The organism is Gardnerella sp. 2492, from assembly GCF_050320365.1.
In the GTDB taxonomy this organism is placed as follows: Bacteria; Actinomycetota; Actinomycetes; order Actinomycetales; family Bifidobacteriaceae; genus Bifidobacterium.
Genome location: NZ_CP186952.1, coordinates 1,010,864 through 1,028,094, shown reverse-complemented (window position 1 = coordinate 1,028,094; position 17,231 = coordinate 1,010,864). Strand labels below are relative to the sequence as shown.

Below are 17,231 nucleotides of genomic sequence, written 5' to 3'. Positions count from 1 at the left end.
AATCTACTTTAGTATCTCATGTTCATATTCGAAAAGTTAAATTCACTATTTTTGCGAGCACGCCTCTTCTTTCGCAAAATTATGAAAACACATAGACATACTATGATAAGCAGTACAAATAGCAACAGAAGTGTGATTATAAATACAGGTATTCCGCTAGAGGATTTATTTTCTTCACACTTTTCAACTGTAATTGTAGTTGCAGCGGAAAGATCGCCTGATTTTACTGTAATTTTATGTTTACCAAGTGAAGTACTAATAGGAATCTCAACTAAATCATCCACATACATACTCTTAGGAACCGTATAAGAACCGATGTATTTTTCATCGATAAGAATCTGCAATTTAGACTTTCTGTTGAAATATCCAGCAATAAATTTAGTATTATCACCCTGTTTAATCTTGTAATTAGATAATTTAATAAACTGATTACCTTTAGACGGCTTACCGTTAATTACAGCGATCGTATTTTTATCAATTAATTTTTCAAAACCAGGAGTTGAATCACACGCATCACCTACACCATCTTTATCCGTGTCAGATTGGCTTTGATTAGCTACAGTAGGGCAATTATCGTGAGCATCATCAATCAAATCACCATCTTTTGTAATATCAACACGAGTAGATCCTAAAGCGATCAAACCATTACTGTCAGTTATTCTCACTACTACATTCCCACCGTAAATATCACTAAAAGTATGCTTTATTGTAGGTTCAGTAGTTGTAGCATCATATTCACCATCATCGTTGAAATCCCATTCGTATTTAACAATTTTGTTTCCACTAGGAGAATATGAATTTCTTGCACTAAATTCAATAGTGGAACCAGTTTGCGCAACATAAGGACCATCTAGCCAAGCAAACGGCTTATCTAAAGATGAACCAAGCGCTGAATTTATAGACTTTACTATTTCATCAGTGTTATTTGCATTATAAATTTTACCAGATGTTTCATCTGCAACTTTTTTAAGCGTACTATCGCCGCTGAGTAAATAACCTGTATCTATAGGATATACTTCTACAGGATCAACATCATGTGAATGTTTTATGATTTTCTCAGCTGTTAGACCAGAGGCTGGTTCTGGATCTTTTGCAGGCGCATCACCAAATACTAACGCTATTTTTTTAACACCATGTGCCCAATTTAGATTTAAAGCAGTGTTTAAACCGCTGTACACAGTTTCTGCTTCATCTCCACCGCCATCAACATTCAGTGAAGCAAGTTTATTTTTAATATCAATGGCTTTTGTTGTAAAATCCTGTTCCAGCTTAGATGTGTAATCATCAGGAGAACCACCATTATTTGGATCATCCTTATAAGTGATTAAAGCAAATCTGGCATGACTCGAATGACTTTTAACATTATCAATAATGCTATTAATATTTTCGCAAACAGTTGCTATATCGTCTTGCATAGATCCTGTTGCATCAACCACAAATGCAACATCAATAGGATTAGAAGTAGTAGAATAATCATTGTCTTTCTTGTCTTTAATAATTTCATCAATATTGAGACTATTCACTAAATTTTCAGCCATTTTTTCATGACCGGTAATATTTGGATGATACCACTCGAGTTGATTAATAGAAAAACTAGCCCTTGTTTTCTCATTGCCGTTTTGTATTCCAGCAGTTTCCACTAACTCATTAATCCACCGCTTAGGATTTGATCTTAATTTTGCAATTCTAGTAGCTGCATCAACAATATTACTAATAACATGTTTTTTATCTAGAGTAACATCTGGAAGGGCAGCAAAGACACTACTACTAGGATTTGGTTCATGCTGATCCTTATCGAAAATACCAGTGTTATCTACGAAAGATACTTTAAGATTAGTTTTTTTCGCATTCCATTTTTTTACTAATTCTTTCTGTTTTTTAACAGCTTCTCTTCCAAGTTTTCTTACTTCCAAGGCTGCAGAATAGGGCTCAGTAAATAAATCTATTAACGTATTATAATCCTTCGCAATATAATGTATTCCAGAATTTATTAATGCTGTTAAAGCTGCTCCAACAAGTCCTGCAACATCAGTACATGCTCCACTACACCATTCCTTTGTTAAATCTTTAGCTGCAGAAGAACCTGAAGAAATGCCTTCTATAAAACTAGTAAAGACAGTAGAACTTGAATGAGTAAGAGTATAGTCAGTATTGGTACTTAGTAGAGGGTACCCCATGAGTACCACATGTGCTTTACGACCATTCGCAATACGATTTTCTAATTTCTCAAGCAGGTCATTTGTACTATTAATAACTTTATCAAGCTTATTATGAGCTTTTTTGACAGATTCTTTACATTTATCATAATTAGGAAGAGCAAAACAGCTAGTAACTATTTTATTAAAATCTACATCGTTGCCACCAGCTGTAAAAGCAACCAAATCAGCATCTTTAGGTAATTTATCTACTTGTTTAAGAATATATCCGTCACTTTGAGAATCTTCAGCAGTGATAGTAGAACCACTATTTGCATAATTACCATAAATAACAGAATAACCTCTGCTATTTAATAAACGAACAGCATCTTCACCATAATTTCTATGGCTTCTAAGAGATTCAGCCTTTTCATATTTATTTTTCTTATACCCTTCGCCGTAGTAACCTCCTTCATTTGCATACTCTTTAGAACCAACTGTGCCATTACCAGCAGTATATGAATCTCCTATAACATAGAATTTCAAGACATTTGGCAAACTAACTTCGGCGTGCGCAACAGGAGCCTCCTCAAAAACACAAACCGCAATACACATAAAAATACTTAACAAGCTACTTACTGCACGCCTAAAACCTATAACTACTACCTTCTTCATATAAACCCACTTATAACTAACAAAACATCTATGTATTGATTAGTATCACTGAGTAACAGAAATACACTCTCAGTTTTCAGAATACTACCGTTAAACTCAACTAACAATAAAAAGAACTGTCGGATACGTGAATAAAAAAATAAAGATACAAAAAAGCGGCTCGCAGTAAAAAACCGCGAGCCGCACCTCCTTCTCATTCATGGTACGTTCTGTAAAAAATTAAATACCGCTCATTTCTGATTATGCAGCTTGAATGCAAGTTCCGCCAAATGCACGCCGTGAGTTAAGAACTCGTGAGTGCGGCAAACATAATCGTTTTCGCGACCAAGCTTCGCAATATATCCGTTGATATAATCAACTTCCGTTTTGCGACCGCGGCTCATATCTTGGTACATAGAAGGATAATGCAAAGGATTTGCGACTCTGCTCACATAGTCAATAGCCTCCAGCTCCTGCTGACGCGTATTAACCATACGAATTCCTGCACGATCGCACACGTCGTACGCTTCGTTAATAAGCTGTCGAGCCATATCCATAGCTCCAGGATAAGAAATAAACTGACCCATCTGAATCTGATACATTGTGCACAAAGTGTTAACTACGGAATTGAAAACTACCTTAGCCATGCACGTACCCTTGAAATCTTCCGTAATTGTAGGGTTAAGTCCAGCAGCTTTAAAATCGTCTCGCATAGCAAGCTCAACATCGCTCACCTGCTCGTTCAATGCGCACATATTCATTGTGCCAACGCCAACTTTGCCAATAAAATCAACATCACCCGGGCCGTTCAAAACGGTTGCAATCATTGCAGTACCGCCGTAAATACGATCGTCCGAGAAATACTGTTGAAGCTTCTCAAAATGACCCCAACCGTTCATTGCAGCAAACACAACCTTATGCTCTTTGAACAAATGCTTACAACGCTCCAACATTTCCGCAAGCTGCATTTGCTTCATAAATACAATCCACACATCTGGATCACCGTCGTAATCTTCAGGCGTATACATATTTATTGGCACAAGATGACGGTTTTCATGGTCTCGGCTCACCATTACGCCGCCCTGTTCACGAACCTTATTCACATTTTCATCCCAGGCGTCAATGAAATCAACATGAATACCGGCCGTTTCCTGCAACAAAACGCCATAGCGATACCCCATAGCTCCCGAACCGATCATTGCATATTTCATGCCACTCATAGTGACACCTCCTTTTAGATAAAAATGTGCTTAGGCGAGATTCATGCGTTTTACAGGAATTACGTCGAAGCGACTGCAGATATAATAAAAACCAAAACGAAACCGAGACTAAATCAGCAAATATAAGAAGATTTAGAGTCGACTCATTTTTGGTTTTTATAGCATATTACACAGTTTTGGATAAATGTCAAAATTTTTATGTATTAATTTACAATTATCGGTGATTCTCAAAAAAGTTTCGCAAGAGTTGAGCACACTCAGATTCACATACTGAACCAATAACTTCCGGATATGATCCTACATGAGGATCTCGCAAAATATCCCAAACAGATCCGCACGCACCTAGTTTTGCGTCCCATGCTCCAAAAATTACACGCTTAAGTCGCGTCTGCAACACAGCCCCAGCACACATAGGGCAAGGTTCAAGAGTTACTACAAGAGTGCAGTCAGATAAATTCCAAGATCTTCGCGAAAAAGCAGCAGATTTCATAGCAAGCACTTCAGCGTGAGCCAAAGGATCAGCTTTCTGTTCTCGCATGTTTGCGCCTTTGCCAATAATATTCCCATCACCATCAAGCACAACTGCTCCAACTGGAACCTCGCCTGCAGAAGCAGATTCTCGAGCCAAAACTAAGGCTTGATTCATTGCAAATACTATCTCATCGCTCATGTTCATGAAATCACTTTACAAACTAAGAAACAAATAAAAATCGAATAAATCTACATAAACCTAAGTGAATCTCTACATAAGCCCAGAAGAAATATCGTGAGTAATAAACCATCTACGAATATCTCCGATTTCATTCATATCAACAGAATGATCGAGACCTCGGTAACGACGTTCTTCAAGCCAAGTGTGCTCCTCAAGCCATGCTGCGGCAGCTGAAAATTCGTAAGGTGGAATCACATCATCTTCTAAACCGTAACCGAAAAATACTGGAGTATTACGCTCCGCTAGATCATCATCTTTCAACACAATTTCAGACGCAAAAGCAGGAACATTAGGTGCTATAAAACCAGAAAGTGAAACAGCAGCACGATAGCGCGCAGGATTCAAACGCAAAACATGTACTGCGAGCGCAGCACCTTGTGAAAAACCAAATGGCACAATATCGCGATTCTCTGGAACATTTTCACACACCCATTCGTCTATCGCGGCGGCAGCAGCATACATATCGTAATCTAAATCTTCGCGCTGCGGCACAGCATCATGAAACCAGCTGTAAGCACCTTCCGCAAGTTTAAGCGGAGCTCGTAGTGCAATTGCATCATTGTAAGGCGCTACTACTCTCAACAAATCAAGAAGATCTTCTTCGTTGGATCCCCAACCGTGCAGCAAAAGAAGTAGCGGATGAGCAGGGTATGCCGTTGCGTTACCTCTCGAATACTTAGCACACGTTACTTCAAGCGGCTCTCCAAAATGCCCTCTAATTATGTTAGATTCGCGACCAATATGAGATTCATATGTTTTAGCAGACATGAGATTATTACTATTATTGATGCTATTCGTAGACTTATTAGTATTCATAGAATCATCAGAATTAATAGTTTCATTCATAATTTCACCAGCGTTCTTTGCTTTGTTGTGCTAAAAAAATTTAACCCCGGCGTCACGCGCCGGGGAAATAAAGGAGAGAAGAAAGAATAATTCATGTGCGCTTTTGGCGCCCATCTTTTTTGTTGATATTATTATCTAAACATATAATTCTTAACACTTCACAAAGATTATCTGTGAATTGTCTGAGAATTTCCTACTTTTCTACCGAAAATCTCGTTTTTAGAGACTCTTCTTTCCCAAATTGCAATTCAGTCATCCAAATCAGCGCGATAAAAATGCTCGTATGAACGAGAAGGTGTTGGACCACGCTGACCCTGATAGTGAGAGCCGTTCACTGATGAACCATACGGATGCACGCAAGGGGAGCTCATCTGGAAGAAGCACATTTGGCCGATTTTCATGCCAGGCCACAATTTAACCGGCAAAGTGCTCACGTTAGAAAGTTCCAAAGTAATATGACCTTCGAAACCAGGATCAATAAAACCGGCAGTAGAGTGCGTCAAAATTCCGAGACGTCCGAGAGAACTTTTGCCTTCCAAACGCGCAGCAATAGTTGCATCAAGTTTCACATACTCCCAAGTAGAACCTAAAGCAAACTCACCTGGGTGCAGAATCCAAGGCTCACCAGGTTTAACAGCAAACTCTTCAGTAAGCTCACCCTGATTTTCCGCAGGGTCAACATACGTATACGCGTGATTATTAAATAATCTGAAGAAACGATCAAGACGCACGTCAATTGACGCAGGCTGTACCATTTCCGGAGTCCACGGAGTCAAATCAATATGACCCTCATCATGAGCTTTGAGAATGTCGCGATCAGACAACAGCATAACGTCAAATCTCCTTGCAAAAGACTGTATAAAAGCAACTTCATCGTTCGCACGAAATATTTTTATAATCTATTTTGCGCGAAAATTACAATATGCACAATTGTAGCGCGTGCTGCAGTCTGTACTTGATTACAAAAAATTTTACAGAAACTAAAAACACAAAAACGCGGTACAAAACGTAGGTGATGCAAGAAAACCACGTACTGTACCGCGTATTTGAGAATTGCTATAATGCACTTATTTCGTTAAGCAGGCATTGTCAAAGCTCCTGCAGCTTTGCGTTTAGCCATAAAACGCAAAACACATTTACGCAGCTCAGAGCCAATTAGCACAACCATCGAAAGGCCTAGGCATTCGAACCATTCAGTCCAGTCAAGCGGCACAGTACCAAATGGCTCGTTCAGGAACGGTATATAAATTACCGCAAGCTGAAGTACTACAGAAACCGCTATAGCAGCCCAAAGCCAACGGTTTGCAAACAATCCCACGAACACACTCTGCAAATTAGAACGCGAAGCAAGTGCGTTCAACATTTGAGCAAACACAAGAATTGTGAAGCCCATAGTGCGCGCATGTGTCATTTGAGCAGCGTGACTCATAACTCCAACTGAACGATCCGTAAACAATCCGCCTGCCAAATGCATATCCATGCCAATCAAAGTGATAGCAGCCATCAGTACGCCAATGAATACAATATCTCCCCACATTGGTCGGTCAATAACGCTATCTGTGAGTTTTCGAGGCTTTCTATCCATTACATCGTCAGTTTGCGGATCAACACCCATTGCGAGCGCAGGAGCCGCGTCCGTAAGCAGATTAATCCACAAAAGCTGCGTTGCGAGCAAAGGCAGTGTAACGCCTGTAGAGTTTGGTTGAGTAATTCCCAACGCTCCAGCGAAAACAACGCCGCCAAAAACAGTGAATACTTCACCAACATTAGAGCTAAGCAAGTATCGCAAGAATTTACGAATATTGTCGAAAATTCCGCGGCCTTCGCGCACTGCTGCAACAATTGTAGAGAAGTTATCGTCAGCCAAAATCATCTTGGCAGACTCTTTAGTTACTTCAGTACCAGTAATGCCCATTGCAACGCCAATATCGGCAGATTTTACTGCAGGAGCGTCATTCACACCGTCGCCTGTCATAGCAACAATATTTCCTTGACGTTGAAGCGAAGAAACAATTGCCAACTTGTGTTCAGGAGCTACTCGCGCGTACACGCTAGTTTTACTGATAGCTTCATCAAAAGCAATATTATCGTCGTCGCGTGAAAGCAAATCGTCAAGTTCGTCGCCTGTAAGCGCATGCCCATCTTTTCCAATAATTCCAAGATCTCGAGCAATACGCGTAGCTGTAAGAGGATGATCGCCTGTAATCATAACAGTGCGGATTCCAGCGCGATGAGCTTGAGCTACGCTATCTCGAACTTCAATTCGCGGAGGATCAATAATTCCAACCATACCGTTCCAAATCAAATCAGATTCTAGTACGTCACTTTGTTCCGCAACGTCCGCGATTTGACCTGCAGCGTTAGAAACCATGCCATCAACTTTTGAAAGACTATCGACTCCAAGCGGCCTATAAGCCATTCCAAGCGTGCGGTAGGCTTCTCCTGAAAGACGTTCAACAGTTGCTAAAATATCTTCGCGATCGCCGTCAGTAAGCGGACGCACGGCACCAGCTACTGCAATACGCGTGCAATAAGAAAGAAGAACGTCCGGAGCACCTTTAGCGCAAACCATAAGATTGCCGGAATCCGAACCATCTTTAACAACAACAGACATACGCTTGCGTTCAGAAGTAAAAGGTACTTCCGCAACTCGAGTCAAATGAGCGTAACGTTTGTCTGCTTTTGTTTTACGCGCTGCTACTATTAGCGAAACTTCTGTAGGATCTCCCACAGGCTGCCAATTTTTAGCAGTTTCGTCATAGTGTAAATCGCCGTCGTTAGCTAAACATCCAGAGCCTAAAGCACCTAATACTTCTGTAGCAAGATTTTGCGGAACTGCCAGATCTGCATCCTCAGAACCAATTAATATCATGCGACCTTCAGGCTTGTAACCGCTTCCCGTAAGCTGAACTTCGCCGCTAGGTGTTATTACGCGCTCAACAGTCATCTCGTTTCGAGTTAAAGTGCCTGTTTTATCGGAGCAAATAACAGAAGCAGAACCAAGTGTTTCCACAGATGAAAGCTTTTTTACAACAGCATGATGTTTCACCATTCGTTGCACACCAAGAGCAAGAACCACAGTAAGAACAGCTGCTAAACCTTCTGGAACAGCAGCAACAGCTAGGGAAACAGAAAGCAGCAAAGAATCAATAATATCTTGAATAGTATGGAAACCTTCAAGAATCCACATTGATGCAAGAACTACAACAGCAATAATGCACACCGCAATTCCAAGAACTTTAGAAACGCGTACCATTTCTTTCTCAAGAGGTGTTGCTTCATCATCCGACTTTGAAAGCATATCCGCAATTTTGCCAACTTGCGTGCGCATTCCTGTAGCTGTAACTACAGCGCGGCCAGTTCCTTGCGTAACAGCGGTTCCGTTGAAAACCATATTTGTACGATCGCCTAAAGCTTTTGCAGATTGTAAAGTATCAGGTTTCTTACTTACCGCAACAGACTCCCCGGTAAGACTTGCCTCTGCTACGCGTAACGATGCTGCAGCAAGTAATCTTGCGTCCGCTGAAACCGCATCGCCTTCGCCAAGCACAAGAATATCTCCAGGAACAACTTCTGCAGTATTAATGCGCACAACGCTACCATTGCGCAAAACTGAAGTTTGCGGAGCGCTCATTCTAGCTAAAGCTTCGACTGCTTCTTCTGCTCGCGACTCTTGAATATAGCCGAGAACTGCGTTTGCAATCAAAATAATGATAATTACGATTGAATCAAACGGCAGAATCTCTCCACCACTATTGCCTTTATGTTGAGAACGCTCAACAAACCATGCTATTGCAGAAATAATAGTTGCTGCAATAAGCAAATAAACGAGCGGATCTTTAAATTGTTCAAGGAATCGTTTCCATGCTGGAATTTTAGGAGCTGCAGCTAAAGCATTTGGGCCAAATTGTTCAAGTCTACGAGCTGCTTCTTCAGAACTTAAACCTTGCGCAACATTAACATGTAAAGCTTCAGCAACAGTTTTGGAATCCTCTAAAGATGGGTCTTTCTGATAAGCACCAGAGTCTTTAATTTCGGATTGATCAATAGCGTGATCAACCATATTTTCCCCCTTGGGAATGCCGCGGAGTAGTCAATAATCGCAATGCTAACGCTATTTTTAGCGATTCGTATTGTAACTATTGCGCGGTTGTGGAATATTGCAATAGTTTGCAACAATTAAGTACCGTTCTATTATGCCATACAACTCGCCAAGCTTAGAAGCAGCAAACTTTGGACACTTCGAAAAGCTATTAATAGCAATGCCTCGGGGGCATGTGAGAATAGTAGTATGAATATGAAAAAGGGGCCGACCAAGGGGTCAGGCGGAAAACATCGTAATGCATTACGCGGAAAAGGACCTACACCAAAAGCTGAAGATCGCGTATATCATAAAGCTTATTTTGCTAAGAAAGCTGCAATTAAGCGCACTTTTGCGGATCCGCGACTAGCAGCAAGAAGAAGAGTGGATAAGCTGGGAACTGATTCAGACGAGTTGGTAATTGGACGCAATGCTGTGCTGGAAGCACTTCGAGTTGGCGTACCAAGCACACAGCTTTATGTAGCAAACCGTATAGAACACGATGATCGCACTCGCGAAATCGTTAAGTTAGCTGGCATGCAAGGGCTAAGACTTCTTGAGGCAGACCGTTTAGAAATGGATCGAATAGCTCGATCTGGTAATCATCAAGGAATTATTCTTAAAGTTCAGCCGTATCAATACCACTCTTTGCAGGAACTAGTAGATAAAGCAGAGAAAAAAGCTCGCGCTATGCAGGAAGCTGATTCTTTGGCTGCACGCATTAACGCTAGACCATTGTTTATTGCGTTGGACGGCGTTACAGATCCGCAAAATTTGGGTGCTGTTATTCGTTCTGCAGCAGCTTTCGGTGCTAATGGCGTTATCTTACCTGAGCGTAGAAGCGCTTCTGTAACTGCTGCCGCTTGGAAGGTTTCTGCCGGCGCTGCAGCTCACTTGCCGGTTGCTCGAGTTGTGAATTTAAATAAAGCTATTCAAAGCTTACGCGAGCGCGGATGGTATGCAATTGGTCTTGATGGCGGCGGCGATAAGCTCGTTGGAGAAACTGGTTTTGAAACTGATCCGCTAGTTGTTGTGCTCGGCTCCGAAGGTAAGGGAATGAGTCGCCTTACGCGAGAAGCGTGCGATGCTATTGCTGGAATCCCAATTTCTAGCACGGTTGAATCTCTTAACGCTTCAGTTGCAGCAGGTATTAGTTTGTACGCTGTAGCAAACGCTCGCCGACTAGCAGCACTTTAAAAAGTAGATTTTAGGTAGACTTTAAGTAGACTTTATCTAGTCTTTAGTTAGTCATACCAGAAATAGACTATTGAAAATAACGGCAGAAAATAAACTTTTACAACCAAGAGAAAAGTGTTTATGACCGAGAAAAAATCTTTAGCTCAACTATCATTACGTTCACGGCTTAAAGAACACCCTCGTACAGTCACTTTTTCCGCTTATCTTGCGGTAATAGTGATAGTGATGTGCTTCCATGAACCTTGGTTTGATGAGGCACAAAGTTGGCTTATTGCGCGCGACTCGTCATTTTCTGAGTTGCTTACTTTAAGACCACACTACGAGGGTCACCCTCCTTTATGGACTCTTATTCTTTCAATTCCAGCAAAAACTGGTGTTCCGTACGAGATTGGTCTTAAAAGTGTTCAATTTTTGTGCGCAATAGTTTTAGGTTCTTGGCTTATTTTCCGAGCACCGTTTAACCGTTTGACACTTACACTTCTGCCGTTTACTTACTTTTTCTGCTTCCAATACGGTGTTACTTCTCGACCATATGCTCTTCTTTGCACTACTCTGCTTATGGTTGCGTATTATTGGAGCAGAACTGATAAGAAACCGTCTGATACTTGGAAATTAACTTTTACGCTTATACTTATGTGTCTATTAAGCGCATATGGTATTGCTCTTGCAGCTGGTTTTGCTATTGTTTGGGTTCTTCAAACTATTCTAAAAGCTGGAATTTCTAAAAGCCCTAAAGCATTATTATCTTTGTTTTATGACAAGAATCGTCTTCTAGGCTGGATTCTATTAGCTATTGTAGGCGTAACATGTTTGGTCTGTATCTGCCCTTATCCGGATGCTTTTGGAGCTCGAATAACTTACGACGGAAACTCTCCTATTATGCAGTTCCTTGCTTTCTTCTTTGTTCTTCCTTCTGAAAGCATGTTTACTCAATTTGCTGGCGATGTTTCTATACGCAAAATGCCATTGCATTTCTTCCCTTCAATATTTGCTGTAATTCTTTCTATTGCTATTTGGATGTTTGCAATTCGTATAGCACGACGCAGAAAAACTCTCATAGTTTTAACTATCCCGTATTTTATCTTCTCAATAATTGCAAATAGATATTTCACACTACATCATGTAGGTCTTATTTTCGTATTCTTCGTTGCTCAATTATGGATTTGCGTTGATAAAAAACCTCTTGATGCTGACGACGTTCCAATAATTTTTACTAAATTATGGAAAGCTTTTACTAAAAATAAGAAACTTGATAGCAAGAAAACTAATTCACGACTTATCGTTCTTGTACTACTGCCAAGTCTCGTTTGGAACACGGTTGCTTGCGTAAGTGATATTTTATTTGATTATTCTGGGTCGCGCGCTATTGCTCAGTACGTCATTTCAAAAAATGCGCAGCATAAGCTTTGGATGACAACATGGCTTAAAGACAAAGCAATTTACGATAGTGACGGCAATTTACAGCAGGCTCCTGGCAACGATACTCATCAATATGCTTGGCAAATTATCAACGCAAACCCATATTTTGATAGTAATCTTTTAAGCTGCAGCTACCAGAATCGCTCGTTTATTACAAATAAGAGAGCAACAGATAAGCAGATTAAGCAAGAAATTGAAAATTGTGCAGCTAAAGGTGAACCTGATTTCTTTATTTTCGTTATAAAAGATCCGCAGTATTACTTTAAAAAGCTTAATTACAATGTTAAACACTATAATTTGCATGTTATAGCTCGCGTACTTTCAGCTTGGAAAGCTGGAGTTGGCTACACGGAAATTAAGGTTTACGAGCGGAAACCGCTTTCTGAAATAAATAAATAGAATAAATAAATAGTTATAAAAATTATTAAACAGCTGCTATATAAATAGTTACTAAATACATAACTAAATATATGCAGCTGTTTAATAACGAAACTTACGTATGATTTTTGCGAGTCTTAGCAGATTAGCAAATCTTGCAAAAATTGCACAAGGATTATGACAATTCAGCGCAAAACTAACGACGCGCAAAACCCACAGTTTATAGCTTAAGCGCTAAGCGCTAAGCTATTCTGTTTACCAGAATCCGAATGGGTCTACAATTCCGCCGTCATCACCGTCGTCGTCACCACCGCCACGCGAGAACGGAATATCGTCATCATCGTCAGATTTACCATCAGAACCAGGCTTTTTTTTCGGAGTAGAATCAGGCTTCTGATTAGCATCCTGCTTATTGTTGCCTATTACTGAAGCTTCTTCCTGATCAAATTTAACTTTCAGTTTTACAATGCTTCCGTTTCTAACCACACTAATAACAGCAGTATCGTTCAAAGCTGTAGCTCGTACAAATCCTAACAAAGCGTAATTGCTAGAAACAGGCTTATCGTTAAAAGCTACGATCGTATCTCCACTATGCATACCAGCTTTAGACGCAGGAGCACCATTGTTAACAGAAACAACCTGTGCGCCACCTCTGGTTACGCCACCAGATTCTACAGCAACACTTTTAATGGTTATTCCAAGAGCAACGTGCTTTACATATCCACGTTTAATTATTTCTGAAACTACGCGCTTTACTAAGTTAGCAGGAATTGCGAAACCTATACCAATAGAACCTGCCGTTCCGCTTTTAGCTGATGTTGCTGCAATAGAAGAATTAATACCGATTACTTTTCCAGCAGCATTGAAAGTTGGGCCACCAGAATTACCAGGATTAATTGCAGCATCAATCTGAATTGCGTTTGTTACGATTTCCGAACGGCTCTTATCATCCATAACGGACACAGGCCTATTTAGAGCAGAAACAATACCAGTAGTTGCAGTATCGTCGTATCCCAATGGGTTACCTATTGCCATAACAGGCTCACCGACTGCTAACGAATCTGAATCAGCAAATTCAGAAGTTTTAAGATTTTTCGGAGGATTGTCTAATTTCAAAACTGCTAAATCAGTAGTCTTGTCAGCACCAACTAAAGTTGCACTGCACATCTGACCATTTGCAAGAGTTACCTGAATCTGCTTAGCTCCAGAAATAACATGGTTGTTTGTAACAATATGACCATCTTTGTCGATAATCACACCGGAGCCTTTACCCATTCCTTCCGCAAGTTGCGTTTGGATTGAAACTACAGAACCAGAGACTTGCTGAGCTACGCCCTTCCAATCTGGAGCTTGACCGCCCTTAACAATAGCCGTTCCTTTTGCAGATCTCGAAGATTTACCAATATCAGCCAAAGATTCAGAACTTGGTATAGTAATAAGTCCTTGCGTAATAGCAAAACATATGACTACAACGCAAACTACTGCAGAAACAGCAGAAGATAAAATAGCAACTACAAAGTTAGGAACTTTATTGCTGCTAGTTTTACGCTCTTTGTTACCAGTTCCGTTCTGAGTACCGTTTTTAAAAGAAGAATTATTCGAATCTTGGCTAGCAGGATATGGGTTATTAAACATTCCGTAACCGGGGCGCCTTTGTAATTCTTGATTTTGTGAATTATCAGACGCATATCCAGGTTGATTCGCGAAATTGCTTCCGTTACCACCCTCAGCAGGCTGATAGGAAGGTGGCTGATTGTTAGTAGTATTTACAGGACCGTACGCACCAAATTCTGGAGCTGGACTGTAAACTTGAGTAGGTTGTGATTCTTGTCCCTGAGTTGGCTGCTCTGCTGCCTGTGCAGGTTGAAATTCCTGATTATAGGATTGATTGGCCTGATTATCATAAGCCTCTTGCTTATTAGTGCCATAAATATCTTCAGCCATTAACTCTCCTTAAAAAGCCATTCCACACAATAATAAACCATTCCGTCACAAATCAATACAGTTATTTTTACACGCAACTACATCATTTTATATGCATATGCTCTACATGTCACAATATTTTTATAACTCAACATTACTAACTATTCTTCATGCCATCTAATAAAGTAAATAATATGACAAGTCTTCTTGAGCATCCACGCGGAGCAGAACCTGGTAAACCAGGCGATCGAAGTGAATTTTATTTTACAACAACTACTCGTTTATCAAATAGTGCTGAAGGTAAGGGGCGTGACGGCGCTAGGTACGGACGCACAGGCGTAATACATACACCGCACGGAGATATTCAAACTCCTGCTTTTGTGCCAGTAGCAACTCAAGCCGCTATGAAAGCAGTGCTTCCGGAAAATATTAAAGATTTAGGCGCACAATGCATGCTTTCTAACGCTTTTCATCTTTATGAGCGTCCTGGTGAAGATATTCTTGATGAAGCAGGCGGATTGGGAAAGTTTATGAATTGGGATAAGCCAACTTTCACCGATTCCGGCGGCTTCCAAGTGCTTTCTCTGGGTGCTGGTTTCAAAAAAACTCTTGCAATGGATGTTACGGGCATGAAGTCCGACGATGTTATTGCTGAAGGAAAAGAGCGCATGGCATTCGTCGATGAGGATGGCGTAACTTTTAAGTCTCCTCTTAACGGAGCTAAGCATCGTTTTAGCGCCGAAATTTCTATGGGAATTCAGCATAAGCTTGGCGCAGATATTATGTTTGCTTTCGATGAGCTTACAACTTTGATGAATACTCGCAGATATCAAGAGGAGTCGGTTGAGCGCACCTTCCGCTGGGCAAAGCGTTGCATTGCTGAGCATAAGCGTTTAACGCAGGAGCGCTTAGGTAAACCTTATCAAGCGTTATACGGTGTTGTTCAGGGAGCAAATTACGAAGATTTGCGTAGGCATGCTGCTGAACAGATTGCTTCTCTTGATTTTGACGGAGTTGGTATTGGCGGCGCAATTGAAAAGCGTATTATTGGAGACACTTGCGCTTGGATTTGTGACGCTATGCCAGAAAATAGACCACGTCACGTGCTTGGTATTGCAGCCGTGGATGATATTTTTGCTTGCGTAGAAAACGGCGGAGATACTTTTGATTGCGTGGCTCCAGCTCGTTGCGGCCGAAATGGTGCGATTTTTACTAGACATGGTCGCTACAATGTAAAGCGTGCTGAGTTTAAGCATGATCAAGGCCCTCTGGAAGAAGGTTGTGATTGCTACACTTGCACGCATTATTCACGCATGTATTTAAATCATTTGCTTCGCGCTAAGGAAATGAACGGATACACTCTTGCAACAATTCATAATGAGCGTTTCTTTGTGAAACTGCTTGACGATATTCGTGCGTCTATTAATGGAGGCTATTTCGAAGAATTTCGAGATGAATCCTTAGCACACTACTATGAGAATGGATCGCGCGGATAATAATTATTTTTTTGAGCATTATTACTACCAACACGCTTATATTTATTTGAATATTTTATTTGCTAAATAAGCGTAAATATGGTAGTTTTATGCTCTGTATGCGAACGTGGCGGAATGGTAGACGCGCTGTCTTCAGGTGGCAGTGAGTGTATACTCGTGCGGGTTCAAGTCCCGCCGTTCGCACTCTTAAGAACGTTGATATTTCAACGTTCTTGTTTTATCTAATGAAAGTCGACTCAACGAAATATCTAAAATTTCGTAATTTATTTTCTGTGCAAATCTGAACAAGTAGCACTAATAATATTGGCTAAACCTTCCATAATGCCGTTTATTGGAGATGCAGAACGCCATTGCAAATAAAGCGATCTGTAAGGTTTAGGATCAACAAATTCTCTTAACACAACTCCAGCAGGCTGCACTATAGGCGGCAAAGTTGATAAACGTGGAAGTAAAGTTACATCTTTACTGCTAGGTATCATATAACGCAATGTTTCAAGCGAAGTTGCAGAAAATTCAGACTGATTAGCCCCAACTTTATTACAAACATCAATCATATTTCTTCGCATGCAATGCCCTTCTTCTAAAAGAAGCACGCGCTGCGAGGAAAGTTTTGAAATCTCAATAGGGCTGGTCTCGTGACCAAAAGCAGAATTTGTAGATGCAGCCAACAAAAAATCTTCGTCAAATAAGTGTTTAACACTAATAGACGCTCTAGCAAAACCTTCGCTAAAAATTGCTGCATCAATCTGACCGTCATCTAATAACTGGCGTAATTCCCCTGATTTTTCTTCAACAAATCTCACTGTAAGATTCGGCTTATATTTTCGCAAAACGGGCGCTAAACGCGGCAGAAGGTATGTGCAAAGAGTAGGAAATATTCCAATAACAATTGTTGACGACCACGGGTCTTCTGCACATCTAGCTGCTTGACGAATATGTGACATATCTGCTTGTATTCGCTTTGCGTAATACAATACTTCTCGCCCTGCAGGAGTAAGTAATTGTTTACCAGGATTTCGCTCAATAAGATCTACTCCTAGAGTTTCCTCAAGTTTTCTTATTTGAGTAGACAACGTCGGCTGGGAGACTTTCGCTCGTGCGGCTGCTTTTGTAAAACTCTCTTCTTGTGCAAAAGCTATAAGATATTCAAGCGCTCTTACGTTCACCAAA

At 40.7% G+C, this 17,231-nt stretch carries 11 protein-coding genes and 1 tRNA gene; 4 read left to right on the top strand and 8 right to left on the bottom strand.

Annotation, left to right across the window (positions count from 1 at the left end; all coding sequences use genetic code 11):
* Nucleotides 1–8: 8 nt before the first annotated feature.
* From ACPFYS_RS04055 to ACPFYS_RS04030, 6 genes are all read right to left on the bottom strand, one after another.
* Complete coding sequence (locus ACPFYS_RS04055; protein WP_427876087.1) at nucleotides 9–2,810, bottom strand: SGNH/GDSL hydrolase family protein; 2,802 nt, start codon at nucleotides 2,808–2,810, stop codon at nucleotides 9–11.
* 230 nt (nucleotides 2,811–3,040) lie between these two features.
* Nucleotides 3,041–4,009, bottom strand: a complete 969-nt coding sequence (locus tag ACPFYS_RS04050; RefSeq protein ID WP_427896771.1) for a ketopantoate reductase family protein — start codon at nucleotides 4,007–4,009, stop codon at nucleotides 3,041–3,043.
* 214 nt (nucleotides 4,010–4,223) lie between these two features.
* Nucleotides 4,224–4,685, bottom strand: a complete 462-nt coding sequence (locus tag ACPFYS_RS04045) for a nucleoside deaminase (RefSeq protein ID WP_427876083.1) — start codon at nucleotides 4,683–4,685, stop codon at nucleotides 4,224–4,226.
* A 66-nt stretch (nucleotides 4,686–4,751) separates the two neighbouring features.
* Nucleotides 4,752–5,489, bottom strand: coding sequence for an alpha/beta hydrolase (locus ACPFYS_RS04040; RefSeq protein WP_427877651.1), 738 nt, complete (start codon nucleotides 5,487–5,489; stop codon nucleotides 4,752–4,754).
* A 326-nt stretch (nucleotides 5,490–5,815) separates the two neighbouring features.
* A complete protein-coding gene (gene dcd / locus ACPFYS_RS04035; RefSeq protein WP_427876082.1) occupies nucleotides 5,816–6,397 on the bottom strand; it encodes a dCTP deaminase in 582 nt (193 codons plus the stop codon).
* A gap of 245 nt (nucleotides 6,398–6,642) precedes the next feature.
* Nucleotides 6,643–9,630: a cation-translocating P-type ATPase gene (locus tag ACPFYS_RS04030; protein ID WP_427876080.1), complete on the bottom strand. Its 2,988-nt coding sequence runs from the start codon at nucleotides 9,628–9,630 to the stop codon at nucleotides 6,643–6,645.
* A gap of 228 nt (nucleotides 9,631–9,858) precedes the next feature.
* Between ACPFYS_RS04030 and rlmB the strand changes: the two genes are divergently transcribed.
* Entirely contained in the window at nucleotides 9,859–10,845 is a 987-nt protein-coding gene (gene rlmB / locus ACPFYS_RS04025) for a 23S rRNA (guanosine(2251)-2'-O)-methyltransferase RlmB (protein ID WP_427876078.1), read from the top strand.
* Between the two features lie 120 nt (nucleotides 10,846–10,965).
* Nucleotides 10,966–12,663 (top strand): ABC transporter ATP-binding protein, encoded by a 1,698-nt coding sequence (locus tag ACPFYS_RS04020; protein ID WP_427876076.1) that lies wholly within the window; start codon nucleotides 10,966–10,968, stop codon nucleotides 12,661–12,663.
* Nucleotides 12,664–12,897: 234 nt separating this feature from the next.
* Here the strand turns inward: ACPFYS_RS04020 and ACPFYS_RS04015 are convergent, their stop codons facing one another.
* Nucleotides 12,898–14,586, bottom strand: a complete 1,689-nt coding sequence (locus ACPFYS_RS04015; RefSeq protein ID WP_427876074.1) for a S1C family serine protease — start codon at nucleotides 14,584–14,586, stop codon at nucleotides 12,898–12,900.
* A 149-nt stretch (nucleotides 14,587–14,735) separates the two neighbouring features.
* Between ACPFYS_RS04015 and tgt the strand changes: the two genes are divergently transcribed.
* Both tgt and ACPFYS_RS04005 read left to right on the top strand, forming a co-directional pair.
* Nucleotides 14,736–16,061 (top strand): tRNA guanosine(34) transglycosylase Tgt, encoded by a 1,326-nt coding sequence (tgt, locus tag ACPFYS_RS04010; RefSeq protein WP_427876072.1) that lies wholly within the window; start codon nucleotides 14,736–14,738, stop codon nucleotides 16,059–16,061.
* 100 nt (nucleotides 16,062–16,161) lie between these two features.
* A tRNA-Leu gene (locus ACPFYS_RS04005) sits at nucleotides 16,162–16,244 on the top strand.
* Between the two features lie 80 nt (nucleotides 16,245–16,324).
* On the opposite strand, the gene ACPFYS_RS04000 is transcribed toward ACPFYS_RS04005, so the two are convergent.
* On the bottom strand, nucleotides 16,325–17,227 hold the full coding sequence (locus ACPFYS_RS04000; protein ID WP_427876070.1) for a LysR substrate-binding domain-containing protein: 903 nt from the start codon (nucleotides 17,225–17,227) through the stop codon (nucleotides 16,325–16,327).
* Nucleotides 17,228–17,231: the final 4 nt, after the last annotated feature.

Excerpts from the sequence above, each read along its gene's own strand:
- ACPFYS_RS04055 (WP_427876087.1), bottom strand. The coding sequence starts at position 2,810 with ATGAAGAAGGTAGTAGTTATAGGTTTTAGGCGTGCAGTAAGTAGCTTG.
- ACPFYS_RS04050 (WP_427896771.1), bottom strand. The coding sequence starts at position 4,009 with ATGAGTGGCATGAAATATGCAATGATCGGTTCGGGAGCTATGGGGTAT.
- ACPFYS_RS04045 (WP_427876083.1), bottom strand. The coding sequence starts at position 4,685 with ATGAACATGAGCGATGAGATAGTATTTGCAATGAATCAAGCCTTAGTT.
- ACPFYS_RS04040 (WP_427877651.1), bottom strand. The coding sequence starts at position 5,489 with ATGTCTGCTAAAACATATGAATCTCATATTGGTCGCGAATCTAACATA.
- dcd (WP_427876082.1), bottom strand. The coding sequence starts at position 6,397 with ATGCTGTTGTCTGATCGCGACATTCTCAAAGCTCATGATGAGGGTCAT.
- ACPFYS_RS04030 (WP_427876080.1), bottom strand. The coding sequence starts at position 9,630 with ATGGTTGATCACGCTATTGATCAATCCGAAATTAAAGACTCTGGTGCT.
- rlmB (WP_427876078.1), top strand. The coding sequence starts at position 9,859 with ATGAATATGAAAAAGGGGCCGACCAAGGGGTCAGGCGGAAAACATCGT.
- ACPFYS_RS04020 (WP_427876076.1), top strand. The coding sequence starts at position 10,966 with ATGACCGAGAAAAAATCTTTAGCTCAACTATCATTACGTTCACGGCTT.
- ACPFYS_RS04015 (WP_427876074.1), bottom strand. The coding sequence starts at position 14,586 with ATGGCTGAAGATATTTATGGCACTAATAAGCAAGAGGCTTATGATAAT.
- tgt (WP_427876072.1), top strand. The coding sequence starts at position 14,736 with ATGCCATCTAATAAAGTAAATAATATGACAAGTCTTCTTGAGCATCCA.